Source organism: Robertmurraya kyonggiensis (assembly GCF_005116465.1).
In the GTDB taxonomy this organism is placed as follows: domain Bacteria; phylum Bacillota; class Bacilli; order Bacillales; family Cytobacillaceae; genus Robertmurraya; species Robertmurraya kyonggiensis.
The window spans coordinates 42569-58967 of the sequence record NZ_SWBM01000002.1; the positions used below are offsets into that span (position 1 = coordinate 42569).

At 33.6% G+C, this 16399-nt stretch carries 12 protein-coding genes; 9 read left to right on the plus strand and 3 right to left on the minus strand.

Features of this window, described 5'->3' with window-relative positions:
• Window positions 1-288 precede the first annotated feature (288 nt).
• From FA727_RS11465 to rlmH, 3 genes are all read left to right on the plus strand, one after another.
• Window positions 289-1497 carry a S1C family serine protease gene (locus FA727_RS11465; RefSeq protein WP_136831101.1) on the plus strand — a complete coding sequence of 403 codons (1209 nt, stop codon included), beginning with the start codon at window positions 289-291 and terminating at the stop codon, window positions 1495-1497.
• Window positions 1498-1657: 160 nt separating this feature from the next.
• On the plus strand, window positions 1658-1816 hold the full coding sequence (locus FA727_RS11470; protein WP_126411053.1) for a CxxH/CxxC protein: 159 nt from the start codon (window positions 1658-1660) through the stop codon (window positions 1814-1816).
• A gap of 80 nt (window positions 1817-1896) precedes the next feature.
• The gene (rlmH, locus tag FA727_RS11475; protein WP_126411052.1) at window positions 1897-2376 is read left to right on the plus strand and encodes a 23S rRNA (pseudouridine(1915)-N(3))-methyltransferase RlmH; all 480 of its coding nucleotides are present in this window, start codon (window positions 1897-1899) and stop codon (window positions 2374-2376) included.
• On the opposite strand, the gene FA727_RS11480 is transcribed toward rlmH, so the two are convergent.
• The 3 genes from FA727_RS11480 to FA727_RS24035 all read right to left on the minus strand — a co-directional run bounded on the left by FA727_RS11480 (window position 2278) and on the right by FA727_RS24035 (window position 5788).
• Window positions 2278-4029 (minus strand): recombinase family protein, encoded by a 1752-nt coding sequence (locus FA727_RS11480; protein WP_136831102.1) that lies wholly within the window; start codon window positions 4027-4029, stop codon window positions 2278-2280. The genes rlmH and FA727_RS11480 overlap by 99 nt on opposite strands.
• Before the next feature lie 69 nt (window positions 4030-4098).
• Window positions 4099-5619 carry a recombinase family protein gene (locus tag FA727_RS11485; RefSeq protein WP_136831103.1) on the minus strand — a complete coding sequence of 507 codons (1521 nt, stop codon included), beginning with the start codon at window positions 5617-5619 and terminating at the stop codon, window positions 4099-4101.
• The gene (locus FA727_RS24035; protein WP_019382834.1) at window positions 5612-5788 is read right to left on the minus strand and encodes a hypothetical protein; all 177 of its coding nucleotides are present in this window, start codon (window positions 5786-5788) and stop codon (window positions 5612-5614) included. The genes FA727_RS11485 and FA727_RS24035 overlap by 8 nt, the downstream gene beginning before the upstream one ends.
• A 569-nt stretch (window positions 5789-6357) precedes the next feature.
• On the opposite strand from FA727_RS24035, the gene FA727_RS11490 reads away from it, so the two are divergent.
• From FA727_RS11490 to pglX, 6 genes are all read left to right on the plus strand, one after another.
• Window positions 6358-6780, plus strand: coding sequence for an NUDIX hydrolase (locus FA727_RS11490; protein WP_136831104.1), 423 nt, complete (start codon window positions 6358-6360; stop codon window positions 6778-6780).
• Between the two features lie 480 nt (window positions 6781-7260).
• Complete coding sequence (locus FA727_RS11495; RefSeq protein ID WP_136831105.1) at window positions 7261-7842, plus strand: recombinase family protein; 582 nt, start codon at window positions 7261-7263, stop codon at window positions 7840-7842.
• 154 nt (window positions 7843-7996) lie between these two features.
• Window positions 7997-8593, plus strand: coding sequence for a BrxA family protein (locus FA727_RS11500; RefSeq protein WP_136831106.1), 597 nt, complete (start codon window positions 7997-7999; stop codon window positions 8591-8593).
• Between the two features lie 2 nt (window positions 8594-8595).
• Window positions 8596-9138 (plus strand): BREX protein BrxB domain-containing protein, encoded by a 543-nt coding sequence (locus FA727_RS11505; protein WP_136831107.1) that lies wholly within the window; start codon window positions 8596-8598, stop codon window positions 9136-9138.
• A gap of 12 nt (window positions 9139-9150) precedes the next feature.
• Window positions 9151-12738 (plus strand): BREX system P-loop protein BrxC, encoded by a 3588-nt coding sequence (gene brxC, locus FA727_RS11510; RefSeq protein ID WP_136831108.1) that lies wholly within the window; start codon window positions 9151-9153, stop codon window positions 12736-12738.
• Window positions 12739-12784: 46 nt separating this feature from the next.
• On the plus strand, window positions 12785-16312 hold the full coding sequence (pglX, locus tag FA727_RS11515; RefSeq protein ID WP_136831109.1) for a BREX-1 system adenine-specific DNA-methyltransferase PglX: 3528 nt from the start codon (window positions 12785-12787) through the stop codon (window positions 16310-16312).
• Window positions 16313-16399 lie beyond the last annotated feature (87 nt).

Below are 16399 nucleotides of genomic sequence, written 5' to 3' on the forward strand. Positions count from 1 at the left end.
CGCTTACCTAATATCCATTAATTTTTTCATAATAAAAGGAATTTCTCCGGTTAAGTGGGTAGGGTACTTAGGGTAGACCTGGTGAAAATCAAAAAATCAACATGGAAGAGCCTTTTTGTTAGGAAACGACTGAAATCGTAACACAGTAAGAAAAAAATATGAACAAATCTGTAAGATTGCAGAAACTCACTGCTTTTTGTTAGATTTTTCATGTTTGGCGATTATAATTAGGTATATAAAGGAAGAATAACTTCTAGCAATCGTTCTAGTGAAAGGAATGGTAAGAATATGGGTTATTACGACCAAGACTATGAAAACCGTTATAAAAAACCAAAGGGGAATAAAGGTGGTTATGTACTTGCAAGTCTTGTAGGAGTAATTTTAGGGGCCTTACTGGTGGCTGTGGCATTCCCAAGACTAATGGATAACAACCTTATTCCAGGAAATTCTGCTCCTGCAGAGGAAGCCACGGAAAATCGGAATGCCGTCGAAACAAGAAATGTAGCAGTGAATGTGGAGACTGATATTACGAAAGCAGTTGATAAAGCGGCTGATGCGGTAGTAGGAATTTCGAATATACAAGGGACTGGCTTTTGGGAAGGAAGTAATGGTGAAGAAGCGGGTACTGGCTCTGGCGTTATCTATAAAAAAGAAGGCGGCAAGGCCTATGTGGTGACGAATCACCATGTGGTCGAAGGTGCCAGTTCATTAGAAATTTCTCTGACAGATGGCACAAAGATCCCCGCGACATTGCGTGGAAGCGATGTATGGACCGATTTAGCTGTCCTTGAGGTGGATGGAAGTAAAATCGAAACAATCGCCGAATTTGGCGACTCTGATGCATTAAGAACAGGAGAACCTGTGATTGCCATTGGAAATCCGTTAGGTGCGATTTTCTCCGGTTCCGTGACGCAAGGAATTATTTCTGGACTGGAGCGGGCAATTCCAGTGGATATTGACCAAAATGGTATTGTGGATTGGCAGGCAGAGGTTTTACAAACAGATGCTGCGATTAACCCAGGAAATAGTGGGGGTGCCCTCATCAATATTGCTGGCCAAGTCATCGGGATTAATTCGATGAAAATTGCTGAAAGTGCTGTAGAGGGTATTGGCCTTGCGATTCCAATCAATTCAGCTATCCCAATTATTGAGGATTTAGAAAAGCTAGGCAAAGTGAATCGTCCATATATGGGCATCGAACTACAATCGGTGAACGAGATTCCATCCTATTATCAAAAAGAAGCATTGAAGCTTCCGGAAGACGTTACGAATGGGGTTGCGGTTATGCGTGTCGAGCCGAATTCCCCAGCATCACAGGCTGGTCTGAAGGAGCTTGATGTCATTGTGGATTTAGATGGGGAAAAGGTTAATGATACGATTGAATTAAGAAAGCATCTATATACGAAGAAAAATGTTGGCGAATCGCTAAAAGTGAAATTTTATCGTGAAGGGAAGCTTCAAGAAACAACCATGAAGCTGGCAGGAAACACATTATAAAAATACATCGTGGACAAAATAAAGCAGGAAGGGGATACCTTTCCTGTTTTTTGTTGTGGATTGGTCTAAGATTCGAGAAAATGTTAGAATGTGTTGTGGATTAATAAAGCAGTTATCCACAAAATGAAAAAATTCTGATAAAAAAGGATGTAGAACAAATATGATATACGCTTGCGAAGAACATGTAGATCTGGCGATAGATACGATTGTAGACGAGTTTGAAACGTTTCCGATGCTCTCAAAAGTAGAGGGAGAAGAGTTATCAACAACCTGTGAATATTGTCAAAATACAGCTGTATATGTTGTGGCGAACGAATGATCTCATACAAGATGTGGATAGAAAATGTGGATATGTGGATAAGTTTTGTGGATATCTTGTTCATAAAGTGAGGATTAAATGTGAATATCTCGATTATTACCGTTGGAAAACTGAAAGAAAAATATTTAAAGCAAGGAATCGACGAATATTTAAAGAGATTGTCGAGCTATGCGAAAGTGGAAGTAATAGAAGTACCAGATGAAAAAGCTCCTGAGGAATTAAGCGAAACCGAAATGGTGCAGGTGAAAGACAAAGAGGGGGAACGAATTTTAGCAAAAATTCATCCCGATACATATGTGATTGCGTTAGCGATAGAAGGAAAGCTGAAATCTTCGGAAGAGCTTGCGGACACCCTAGATAAATTAGCTACCTATGGAAAAAGTAAGATTGCGTTTGTGATCGGAGGTTCTTTAGGCTTGAGTCAGCAGGTGTTGAACCGTTCTGATGAAAAATTATCTTTTTCAAAAATGACGTTTCCTCATCAGTTGATGAGGTTGATTTTGGTGGAGCAGGTGTATAGGGCATACCGGATTAACAGGGGAGAACCGTACCACAAATAGAGGCAAAAAAAGTTGAAGATAAGGTGGATATTTTCCATTTGATTCAGAAATAGAAGGTGTTGATAAGCCTTCTTTTTCTGTTTCTAAATATAGCATGTGGATAAGTGTAAATGTGTTTGAAAGGTTAACTTCCGTAAAATCAAATTCAAGCTCAACCTTATCAATTTGACGTAGCTGATCATTTGTTCGTCCAACAGTGATCTGTTTAACCAACAGCTGTAGCAATTGCTTTTGTTTATCTCTTGTAGAGGACTTATAGACTTCTACAAATTTTCCTAATAGAAGATGTACCAATTCTGGAGGAATAACTTTTGTATCAGATTTACTTATTTCCGTTATTAAGTTATTCCTCTTTTGTTCAATTGCACTCTTTTCAATAGCCACTTGCTGTAATCGTTCTTGCAAAACCGTAACAGGAAAAAGATTTTGTTCAAAAGCTTCTAGATATCTATTTTGAAGTGCTAGTGTTTCCTCTAACTTCGAATCAGTTTCTTCCAGTTCTTTTTTTAATTTTTTTATGGATTCAATTGAGGTTTTTGTTAGTGAGTTAATAGTTTCATAAAACTTTTGTTTATTGGATAAAAAGCTCTCTATACGTTGGAACAGAGCATTTTCAGCATCATAGGCTTTAACTGAATTGGCTTTACAGGCTGCTGATCCCTTGTTGTGAAAATCACTGCAAACATAATATCTGTGCTTTCTTTTGGTACCGTCACTTAAAGTGTAAGTAGTAATTGAAGGTACCATCCCTTGTCCGCAATCAGGACAGCGTAAGATACTGCTCAATAGAAACGGTTCGTTGGATTGTCTTTGCTTGAACGATTTACTTTTCCTACGAGATTGAACAAGACTCCAAAGTTCATCATTGATAATCGCTTCATGCTGACCTTCTACTAAAATAGGATTATCATTTCTGCCTCTTCTTCTCTTCTTATCCCAGTTTTCAACCTTTAACCAACTAATTTTTCCGTTATAGACCGGGTTGTCTAAAATAGTTGCCACTCCATTTATAGAAAAATGACGATCACGTTTGGTTCGATACCCATTTTTATTAAGCTGATTTGCAATGGCTTTTAAACCCTTTCCTTGGGAATAAAGAGTGTATATCAGTTTAACTACTTCAGCTTCCTCTTTATTTTTTACGAGTTCCTTTTCAATAGAATCATAACCAAAAATAACACCGCCATTCCATGAACCTTCTAAGGCTCGTTGTTTCATACCAAGCTTAACGTTCTCAGACAATGTATTTCGTTCCATTTCGGCAATAGAAGCCATCAGCTGAACGACTAGACGGCCTATTGGACTACTGGTATCAAAGTTCTCGGAATAAGAGATAAACTTTACTCCGTAATCTTCAAATTTGTCTAACAAAGTAAGAGTATCTAACATATTCCGCGATAAACGTGAGATTTTCCATACAAGTACCGCCTGAAATTTTTCCTGTTCAACGTCTGCTACAAGTCTTTGCATAGCAGGGCGGCCGGTGATATTCTTTCCAGAAATCCCTTCATCCACATACTCGTCGACGATTTCCCAATTATAAAGATTTGCGTATTGTCGAAGCGTTTGTAATTGAGCGCTAATGCTATATCCCTCAGATGCTTGTTCCTCGGTGCTAACACGTGCGTAAATAGCTACCTTTTGAATTTCCATTTCGTTACCTCCTTGTATTAATGATACAGCGAAAATAAAAAAAGGAGAAAGGACAGTTCTCCTTTTCTCCTATACTAATGACAAGTTATCGGGACTAAAATTATAAATTATGCTCTTTATTTTACGCTGTTTAGTCTTCTCTTCTTTAAAGATATGAATTTCCTTAATTATATAATGACACAGTGATTTTCTTTCCTCATCAGAAAGTACTTCATATAAATCTGAAAAATTTTTTACAGAGTAAGCAATGATTTCGTTGGAGATTTGACTTTTTTTAAATCTTATTTGAACATTAATTTCTTCTAGTATTAATTTTTGTTTATTTAACTGTTCTTGATAACCCAAAAGTCTATTTTTAAATACTTTCTCGTCGAATGGGACAGTTTCATCGTCGAGTAAGTCCATGACAGTTTCCATCTTTTTATTAATATGTTTTATTTCTTTTTCAATTTTCTCTGCCTCTTTATATAAAGGTTCGAGTTCAAAACACAGTAATGAATCTGTTGCAGATTTAATATAAGGTGCTAGATTGAGACTTTGGAAAAAATTGTTTAGCTCATGTAAAATGGTTTCTTCTGCATATTCCTTTTTTACAAGGTTTGATGAACAAGCTGCCTTGCCACTATTTTTATTTTTACTGCATTGATAATACTTATATTTAGAGCTGCTATTACCTTGAACCATAGAAGACCCACATTCAGGGCATTTTAAAAGTCCTGATAGTGGATAGGAACCGGGATGAACCTTTTCTTGTTTATAACTTCTTGTTTTCATTGTCTCTTGGGCTAGATCCCAAAGAGGTAATTCAATAATTTTCTTATGGACACCTTTTCGGTATTCTCCCCTCCACTTGGTATTTCCTATATATATTTGGTTTTCTAGAATCGTTTTGACAGCATTAATGGTCCAATACTGCTTATTTTTTGTTTTAATTCCTTGAAGGTTTAGATATGAAGCAATTTTTTTATAGCCCCACTTTTCAATTGCGTATTTTTTAAAAATAAATTGCACTACTTTAGCTTCTTTAGGTTCAATAACTAACTTTTTATTAGATGTTTTATAACCATAGACTTTACCACCTAAAAATTTGCCTTCTTCTGCTCTCTTTTCCATACCAGAGAAAGTTCTCATGTTAATAAATTCTCGTTCAAGTTCGGCTACTAATGCTAATATATGAACAAGAATTTTTGAAGCTGGATCTTCAGTATTAACATTGTCTTTAATTGATATAAGGTGTTTTCCTAATGAGTTAAGTCGTTTCATAATATACAAAGTATCTAATGTATCACGTGAAATTCGATCTTGTTTGAAGACAATGATATAGTCTACATTATCCTTCGATCTAATTACATTATTGTACATTTCTTTAAACCCATCTCTGCCTTCAAACGATTTTCCTGATTTAAGATCATCAGTAAACGTATCAACTAACTCAATATCATTTTCTTCACAGTATTTCTTAATTTCTTCAAGTTGTTTTTCAATTGATGTGTTATCAGTAAATTTATTGGGGCTTTTTCTCAAATAAGCATAAGCTCTTTTTTTTCTACGAACTTCCTTATTTCTCATGTTTTTTTTATTTTTACTCATTAACTACACTCTCTCCATTCATGAGTTTTTTTTCTAGGGTCATTGAATGTTTAATAATTAGTTCAGAAATATAATATAAAAAGTCAGAAGCATTTATTTCAGCTTGGTCCTTATCTATGAGAAATGAATCATAGTATGAATTATAGTCAGATGATATTTCCTTCTTCATAATTAATCTTCCTCGAATATAAAAATCCAAATAATTGCCGGCTATATCTGGTTGAAAGACATAGTACCTTCGAAATTTTAATATTTTAAGATATTAAGAATAAAAATTTTAAGTTTAAATATTCAGAAAAATATAATGGTATTTATGGGTGAAAAGATCGGTTAAGAATGTTAAAATAAGGAAAGTGAGGGATTAAATCCTTTGCTTCCATATGGCAAGGCCATTGTGGATTTAGAGCAAAATAATCCACCCTAACGGTTCACAGTGTAGCGTGGTGGATTATTTATTTACATCAATGTTTTAATATAAGCAAAATAACAAGAAGTTTAATTCTATGAATTCTTTTTAGTATGAGGGGGGCGAATATGTATTTTTTACTATTTTTCTTAGTTCTTATGGTATTAATCATCCTAATTGTTATAAAGAGAAACAATAAAAAGATAGCCCTAGCTTTAGCTGTTATACTGTTTCTGCTTACTATTGGTGGAATTATGTTTATCAGAGATGTTGTGCAAAATTTTGCCCCATAGTTACTAACCGAGATAAGAATATAAACAGGAGTATGAAGAATGAAAAGCTCAAATAAAATAGTTGTTGCTCTTAAAGGTGTTATTGTAAATGAAGGCAGGGTATTAATAGTTCAACGTGCAAAAGAAGATAAAATCGGCGGCGGGACTTGGGAATGTGTTGGTGGAAAAATAGAGTTTGGAGAAGAGTTAGAATCTTCACTCTTACGAGAAATTAAAGAAGAAGTAGGATTATCTGTTACAGTAGAGAAACTTTTATATGCTACTACCTTCAAAACTGATCCAACAAGACAAGTTGTTATTTTGACTTATCTATGTAGTAGCGATAGTAGTAATGCTATTCTTTCTAAGGAACATTCTAGTTTCAAGTGGGCCACTAAAGAACAATTGAGATTACTATTGTCTCCGGAAATAATAACTGATTTTGAGAAAAATAATGTTTTCTCTATAGAAGTATTGAATTAATATCATCTTCCTTGAAAAGTGATTGTATCAATAAGTGGTTCATTTACCGTGGAGAAAAATCATAACAAATCATTTACTAAACAAATAGTTAAGGGGGAAAACATTTGATAAGATATCTTATTAGTATAATTAGCTGCCTTCTTCTATTTATTAGCGGGATGTACAATATAATTACTCATGGTCTTACATTTCCATTTCTTATTCTCTCATTGGGAGGTTTAATTGGCTTTATTGGTAGTTTATTTTACAAAGTGAAGAAAAAAGAAGCTTAACAACCTTATGGACTGAAACCTTTTCAGTCCTTTTTTTTGCTTATAACTTTTAAGAATTATAGTGAAAAGAATTCTACTTGATCAATAGAATTGCTCAAAACTCCAGAGTATTGAACATGTATAGTACGTACTGTAAAATAAAGGTGTTAGGTATAATCAATACTTATGTTCAATAGTAAGTGCAAACTGGTGTAAAGAGGTGGTTTATATGAAATATGGCTACGCGAGGGTAAGTACAACCCATCAGGATTTAGAAGTACAGCTGCAACAATTAAAAAAGGAAAACTGCGATCAAATTTTTTCTGAAAAATATACTGGTACAAATAAAAAGCGGGAAGAATTTCAAAATTTAATAAATCTCTTGCAAGAAGGAGACACATTGGTGGTTACAAAATTAGACCGCTTTGCTCGGAGTACACAAGATGCTCTAGAAATCATTAAAGATTTATTTAATAGGAATATTAAGGTCCATGTACTAAATATGGGCATTATTGAAAATACACCAACCGGTCGTCTAATTTTTACGATTTTTTCAGCCTTTGCTGAGTTTGAAAGAGATATGATTGTAGAACGAACCCAAGAAGGAAAAATGTTGGCCAAGCAGAATCCTGATTTCCGAGAGGGAAGACCAAAAAAATTTTCAAGGCAACAAATTAATCATGCCTTATCATTACTAGGAAATCATTCGTATAAGCAAGTTGAAGATATGACAGGTATTTCAGTATCTACGCTTGTACGAGCTAACAAGAAAAAAAGGGCTGAGAAAATTATAGAAAAGGAACTTATTTAAAAAGTACTATTGTACAGGTGTAAACAAATTTAATATAAACAAGTTAAGAAGTGAGAACTTCCGCTTGATTTGCTTATTAAATAATAAGTCAATTCATGTAAAATGGAAATGATAGATACGATTTACCGAGTGATTTTGAAACGAGGGATTTTTAATGGAATATTCAGCTGGTTTTACGAGCGAAGGATGGTTCCAACAGGAAATTGAATATGTTTTAGACCAACTTCACAAAGGTTTTAGCCGCAAAGAAATAAGAAGTAAAGTAATTGAGGATAATGTTTTCTTGTTAAGAAGTGAGTCTGCTATTAGTAAAAGGTTTCAAATGGTTTATCGCAGAGCAAAGACATTATATCCAACATTATCTGATTACTATTTCAATGGCACCAATGCTGATCAAAAAGTACTGTTATTATATAGCTTCCTTAAATGTTATCGATATGCTTACGAAAATTTCTATGAATTGATTGTTTATCGATATCAACATAAGAATGGAACTTTACAGGTCTCAGATATGAGTTTTTACATGGAAGAAAAGGAACAACAATCAGAGAAAATCGCAAATTGGCATATAGCTACAAAACAGAAAATCAATAGTACACTTCTATTATTTTACAGAGAAAGTGGTATGATTGAATTATTGGAAGATGAGTATAAAGTCTCTCCTTTACATGTGAGTCAAGCTCTTAAACAGTATGCTGAAGAACAGGACACTTTGTTAAAAGCATTAATAACATTAAAGGCAGGTGGTTAAGAGTGACCATATATAAACGATTAGAACAATTGGAAGAACGTATAAATGAAGAAGGTTTTACGACACCAAAAGGGATTGGCAGTGAAATTCCACATTTTGTTTTTGATTATCCGGCTGAAGATGAATTAACAGTACGTACATATGTTGAGGGATTATTAAAAAGAACTTCATTAAATATTAAAGAAATTAATCTTTTTGAATTTCTTATCAGTTTATTCGAAGAAGATCTACAAGAACTAATCACTATTGCTGAAGAAGAGGGCTATGTGGAGCTTTCTCAAGCTATTCAAACTGTTTTAGAAGATCAAGATTTGTTGGTGAACGCATTCATTGAAAAAGCGGATAACGTGGAATTGATTTTTATAACAGGTGTAGGAACAGTACATCCATTTATTCGCTCAAGTCATTTACTTAAAAAACTATCTAACCATGCATTTAGAACACCGCTTATATTATTTTATCCGGGTTATTTTTCAGGAGTAGATTTACGTCTATTTAACAAATTCCGACATGAAGATGAATACCAAATTACAAGGATTTCATAAGGAGTAGGAACAATGATTATTAAAGAGATTTTTGATAAGAAAATTGACCGACCAATTAATGGTGTTGTGCAAGCAGGTCAAATTGATGATAATACAATACAAACAGAATTAGAAGAATACGTTGTAACAACAGAAATCTTAGATAGCTTAAAAGGGTTTTATAAAAATTATGAGAAGGCTTATACAACTCCAACCAAAAATGTTGGTGTGTGGATTTCTGGTTTCTTCGGTTCCGGTAAATCACATTTCCTCAAAATTCTATCATATTTATTGGATGGTAAGAAAGTAGGAAATAAAACACCATATGAATACTTTAAAGATAAAATTTCTGATGTCGCACTTTTAGATACAATGTCTCGGATAGAATCAAAACCCTCAGATGCATTGTTATTTAATGTTGGTTCTGAAGCTGGTGCTAGTGCAGCACGTGGAACGAAAGAAAGTATTATCGAAATTATCTTACGTATTTTTAATGAACATTTAGGCTATTCAAATACGCTATGGGTAGCAGATTTTGAACGACAATTAGCAAGTGACCAAAAATACGATGCTTTTTGTTCTAAAATTGAAGAATTGTATAACGAAAACTGGCAAGATTTCCGTACTAAATTCCGCTTGAGGTATGCAAAAATTATTGCTGCGCTTTGTGAAATTGGCTATGAACAAGAAACAGCGGATTTCCTAGTAAAATCAGCACAAAAGGAATTTTCGATTTCAGCGGTTCAGTTAGGTGAGCTTGTTGCACAATATTGTAAATCTAAAGGCTCTGAATATCGCTTAATCTTTTTAATTGATGAAGTTGGTCAATATATCGGTACAGACAATAACCTTATGCTTGATTTACAAAACGCTGTTGAAGAAATTGGTGCTGCTGCTATGGGACAAGCATGGATTGCTGTTACTTCTCAGGAAAAGATTAAAGACGTCTCTAATATGAATGCAGCCAATACAAAAGACTTTTCGAAAATTCAAGGAAGATTTGAAACACGGATTAATTTATCGAGTTCAGATACAGACGAAGTTTTAAAACGTCGTTTATTAGAAAAGACAGAAACAGCTTCGAAAACATTAGAGTCCATTTTTGAACCGAATGAGCAATTAATTCGTAATCGCCTTTCTTTTGATAAAGATCGAACACAATATCGCTCAGGTTATCGTTCAACAAATGAGTTTGTTGAAACATATCCATTTGTACCTTATCAAGTAGATTTATTGCAAGCTGTTTTAGAGAAGATTGGTATACATGGTGAAGGAAGTTCTTACGCTTCAAGAGGGGAACGTTCATTATTAAAAGCTTTCCAAGAAGCAGCGATTTTTAATGGCCAAGAAGAGTTAGGCAATTTAGTAACGATGGCGGAGTTTTATCCAACTATTCGTCAACATTTAGAATCAGCTATTGTACAGACGATTTCGAGAGCTGAAAACCGCGCAAAAAATTCGGAAGGTCTTGTTGAATATGATGTTGATGTATTAAAAGTATTGTATTTGATTAAAGGGATAGACCACATTAAAGCAACATCAAATAATATTTCAACACTTTTATTAGAGAGTATTCAGTCTGAAAAAAATGAACTTGTAATTAAAGAATCGTTAAACCGTCTGGAGCAAACGATGTTTATTGAAAAACACGCAGACGGTACGTATTCATTCTTATCAGATGAAGAGCAAGAAATAAATAAAGAAATTCGTAACGTTGATGTTAATGCTATCAAAATTAAAGAAAGATTAGGTGATACATTTTTTGAGAAAATGTATCCAAACGCTAAATATAACTATCAAAAGGGAATGCTTTTTGATTACAATAAACGTTTTGATAATTATGCAAAAACAAATATGAAATATCCGTTAACAATGCAAGTCATTACGGGTGGGTTAACTCCTACAGAAGCCGCTTTACAGGCAATAGAAGGACAAATGGTAATTTATTTAAATGAGGAACTAATTGCTGAGGCAGAAGAAGCCATTCGTATTTCTGAACAGATTCGCCGTTATGTGAATTTAAAACGTAATCCAAGTACAACACAGGCGCAACATCGTATTTATGATTCGAAAATGGACAGTATTGGTGACTATGAGGTAAAGGCAGAAGAATTATTACGAAGAGCTTGTGAAGAAGCAACAATCTTCATTCAAATGCAAGAGCGTACATTCCGAGGGAATTTTGAAAAGCAAGTATCAGATGCCTTTGATATGTTAATCCAAAGCACATACAAGTATTTAGAATACATTGATGAACCAATTCAGATGAAAACGTTCAAAGAACAATGGAGAAACCTAGCTGAGAAAGGTATTTCAAATGATTTACTAGGTGAAACAGGTAATGTAAAAGCTTATAACGAAGTATTACGCTATTTAGATGAACTCATTCGTATGCATCAGAAACCATCGTTAAAGGATTTTATTGATAAATATAATCAGGTCCCTTATGGCTGGAGTGACTACGATACCATTGGCATGGTCCTAGCTTTAATGCACTCCGGTAAAGTAAAATTAATAATTGCTGATGAACACTTTACGCCAACAAGTTCACCTCAGTTTTATGATAAACTTGCTCGAACAACAGAGCGAGATAAAATACGTGTGATTCCCGAAATTGAAGTGGATCCAAAAGTGCGTCGAGATTTCATTGGTTTATATAAAGATTTGTTTGGACGAATGGATATTGGGGATTCTTATCAAGAGTTCGCCAATGCAATTCAAACTGCAGTTAAGAATTATCTTATCCAACCATTAGAGGGAATTGATGACCGTCGAAAGAAAACTATATCTTCTGAGTTTGCTTATCCTGAAGGAGCAAAAATTAGTTCTTTAAAAATTGATATTCTCCGATTAACACAAATTCGGGAACCAGAACAACTTGTAAAGGCATTTATTGATGCGGAGGATGATTTATACGATTGGCAAGATGCGATTGAACAGTTAGTTGGTTTCTATCTAAAAGCACCAATTGAACGGTTTGATGAAGCAGTATCGTTTTTAAATAAAGCTCAAAATGATTTACGTTATACTCAATCACAGAAGGTAAATCTGTTAAAGAAAAACATTACCGACATTTTAACCAAAGCATCACCATATAATGAAATTCCGCAATTGCCTAGTTTAATTGAAAACCTTGACCAAGCAATCCAAGAAGAAGTAACAGAACAAAAACAAGGGCTTGCAAGTCAAATTACACAATTAGAGAAAAAACTAGATGATTTGAAAGATTATTATTCAAATAACGATATTGTTTTAGCTTTAATTAATGATAAGATGCAACAATTCAAGGCGTTACAGCAAGAAATTCTAGGCAGCAATAGTTTGATTACCATTCAGATGAATTTATCAAAATTACGTTCGGTTACCGAATCAATTCAAATAGAGGCGAAACAGAAAGAGGAAGAGTTAAATCGACAAGCTAAAGTAACTCCATCCACTCCGGATGCACCTCCTATTGTTGTACGTGAAAAAGGAACAAAAATTATTTCTTCAAGCCAATTAAAAAATATGATTTCACACACAAGTATCGAAACACAGTCTGACTTAGATGCTGTACTAGCAGAGTTACGAACACAGTTATTAAAAGAACTAAAAGAAAATATTTTAAAAATTGAATTGTAGACATTGGAAGGGGCTTCCCTTCCTTTGTTGTAATGAGGTGGAAAAAGTGAACAAAACGGAATTGAAAAACTTTGCTATTCAATCACGTCGTCAATTAATCGATCAAGTAAAAACAAAGGCACTAATGTACGGTATTGACGAAAAGAATGATTTAGAAATTCAAGAGCAATTTGGGCAATTAATGATTAATGATAAGCCATATCCTCTTTATATGAAACCAGCATTCAACTCATTAAAAAATCAGCTTAAACAAAAAGGGTATAAGCAGTTAGTTGAAGAGGTTGCCTATACATGGTTTAACCGTATTATTGCCATTCGTTATATGGAAGTACATGATTACTTACCTGAAAAAGTAAATGTTTTGTCAAGTAGTTTAGGACGAGTAGATCCTGATATCTTATTTGAATATGAAACAATGGATTTACCAGTAAAACAAGAAGAAATTCGTGAATTATTAGATGCAGGGGATACAGAAGGTGCATATCGCAAGTTGTTTATTTCACAATGTAATACATTAAACAGTATTTTGCCATTCCTATTTGAACAAATTCAAGATTATACGGAGCTTTTACTACCAGACTTTCTACTTGATGCAGAATCAGTCATTAAGGTACTAGTTCAAAATGATGAATTAACGAATAGTTTTGATGAAATTGAAGTGATTGGTTGGTTGTATCAATATTACATCGCGGAAGAAAAGGATCGAGTATTTGCGCAAAAAAGCAAATATAAAAAAGAGGAAATTCCTTTTGCAACTCAACTCTTTACACCAAAGTGGATCGTGCAGTATATGGTACAGAACTCACTTGGACGCTACTGGACTGAGGCACATCGAGAAGATGAAGATTTAATCAGTAATTGGGAATACTTCATAAAGCATGAAGAAGAGGATTTTCACGAGAAAATTGCTCCATATGTGAATAAAGAGTTAAGAGTAGAGGATATTAAGCTACTTGATCCTGCAATGGGGAGTGGACATATCTTAGTTTATGCGTTTGAAGTATTCCATCAGATTTATGAAAAGTGTGGGTATCCAGAACGTGAAATTCCACGATTAATCATAGAAAACAATTTATACGGATTAGATATAGATGATCGAGCCTATCAATTAGCAGCATTTGCAGTAGTTATGAAGGCGGCATCTTATTCTCGTCGATTTTTGCGTAGTGTTGAACGAGAAGGCATTCAATTAAATTTAGCATCCATACAGGAAACGAATTATATTTCAGACAGCGTGATCGCGTATATTGCTCAGGAAGATGCGGGAGAGCGATATTACCAAGTAAAAGCATTCTTTGACCAATACCACAATGCTAAAACATATGGTTCGTTAATTAATATTACAGAACGGGATATCACATTTATTGAAGAACGGTTAGAACATTTTGAAAATAACCCTGTAGAAGATTTATTTTTTGCAGAACAACATAATATAGCAAAAGAAGTATTGCCAGCAATAGTTCAGCAAACGAAAATTATGCGGAATGAATATGATGTTGTCGTGATGAATCCGCCGTATATGGGTAACAATTGGATGAACCAAGATATGTCAAAATTTCTACAAGATTTTTATAAAGATTCTAAATCAGATTTATTCGCAGTTTTTATGGAAAAATCCTATCTGAAAAAAGAAATAGGGATTGTATCTATGATCACAATGGAGTCATGGATGTTTTTAAATAGTTTTGAAAAATTAAGAGAAAACATTTTAAAAAATAATACTATTATTAATTTAGTACATCTTCCATATGACGGTAAAGGTAGAACTAGTTTAGGAATTAACTTTGGTACGAGTGTATTTGTCTTTAGAAATAGTTTAATCAAAGATTATTCAGGAATTTATCAATGCATCAAATATAATGAAATCGATAGTGAAGGTATTCCTTTAAATTTCCCAACTATAAATGATAGATTTGCATTGTTTAACCAAGAAAATGCCTTCAAATTCCCCAATATTAAAATTGCATATTGGGCTAGTAAAGAAGTCATAAATATTTTTAGTGAATATCAAACTATAAATGATATTGCATTTCCTAGATTAGGTATGGCAACTGCAGACAATAATAAATTTTTACGTATGTGGTATGAGTGTAATTTTAATAAATTAGGTTTGAATATAAGTTCACGTGAAGAAGCTAAGGCTTCTAAGAAAAAATGGTTCCCTTATAATAAGGGGGGTGAATATAGAAAATGGTATGGAAATATAGAATATGTTGTAAATTGGGAAAATGATGGAGAGAGTATAAGGAATTTTAAAGATCATAATGGTAAAGTCAGATCTCATAATTATAATTTAGATTTTATTTTTAAGGAAGGTATCACATGGTCTGCACTTACATCTGGGAAATTTAGCGCACGATTTAGTCCAAAAGGTTTCTTGTTTGATAATGCTGGATCTTCTTGTTTTGTGGAAGATACTTTCGTATTAAAATATATACTTGCTATATTATCATCCAGCATTGTGGAATTCTTACTACCATTTATTAATCCTACGATGAATTATCAGCCGGGTACAATAGGTGCTTTGCCTATAGTTATCCCTGATGACAATGAAATTGAGACGATTAACTTATACGTAGATGAAGCAATTTCTATATCAAGAGAAGATTGGAATTTAAATGAAACTTCGTGGGAGTTTATAAAAAATCCTATTATTAGTTATAATTCAAAATATATTAATGAAAATTATTTGGAATATCAGAACGAACTTTCAAATCGAATAGAAGCATTAAAAAATATAGAAGAAAAAATCAATAATAAACTGATAGACATTTATCAGTTAAATAATGAATTGTCTACTCAAGACGATTCAATAAAATTAAGTTTGTATTGCGCAAACAAATTGAAAGATTCAAGGAATTTTTTATCTTATTTTATTGGTTGTTTATTAGGTCGTTACTCATTAGATGTAGAAGGGCTAGTATTTGCGGATGGAAATTGGGATAATAGTAAGTACACTTCATTTAAGCCAAATCCTAGTAGTATAATTCATATTACAGAATCGCCCTATTTTGAAAATGATATTATTCTACGTTTACGTGAATTCCTTGCAACTGCATTTTCTCCAGATACAGTGGACGAAAATATGCAATGGCTTGCTGAAGCTCTCGAAATGAAAAAAGGGGAAGATGCGGAAACACGTTTACGTCGTTATTTCTTAGATGAGTTTTTTGCAGACCATTGTAAGATGTACCAAAAACGTCCGATTTATTGGTTGGTGGATTCAGGTAAGCATAAGGGATTGCGTACACTGATTTATATGCATCGATACCAACCAAATACAATGGCAACAATCCGTTTTGAGCATTTGCAGGAGATTCAAGCGAAGTATCAAAATGAAATTAATGATTTAGAAAACCGATTAGTGAATCCAAACTTATCAGCAAGTGAGAAAAAAAAGCTAACAGCAGAAAAAACTTCTTTTGAAAAGAAAATGGATGAGCTACGGGAATTTGATAAGCGTTTAGCTGAAATTGCTAACGAAGAGATTGAAATTGATCTAGACGATGGTGTGAAAGTGAACTATGAGAAGTTCTATCGTGGTGGTAAAGGTGTATTAGCGAAGATTAAATAAATAATCATGGCCTTCTTACTTTTGTAAGGAGGCTTGTTTCATATTAAGGTATAATACATATTATTAGTAATATTCATAATGAGGTGA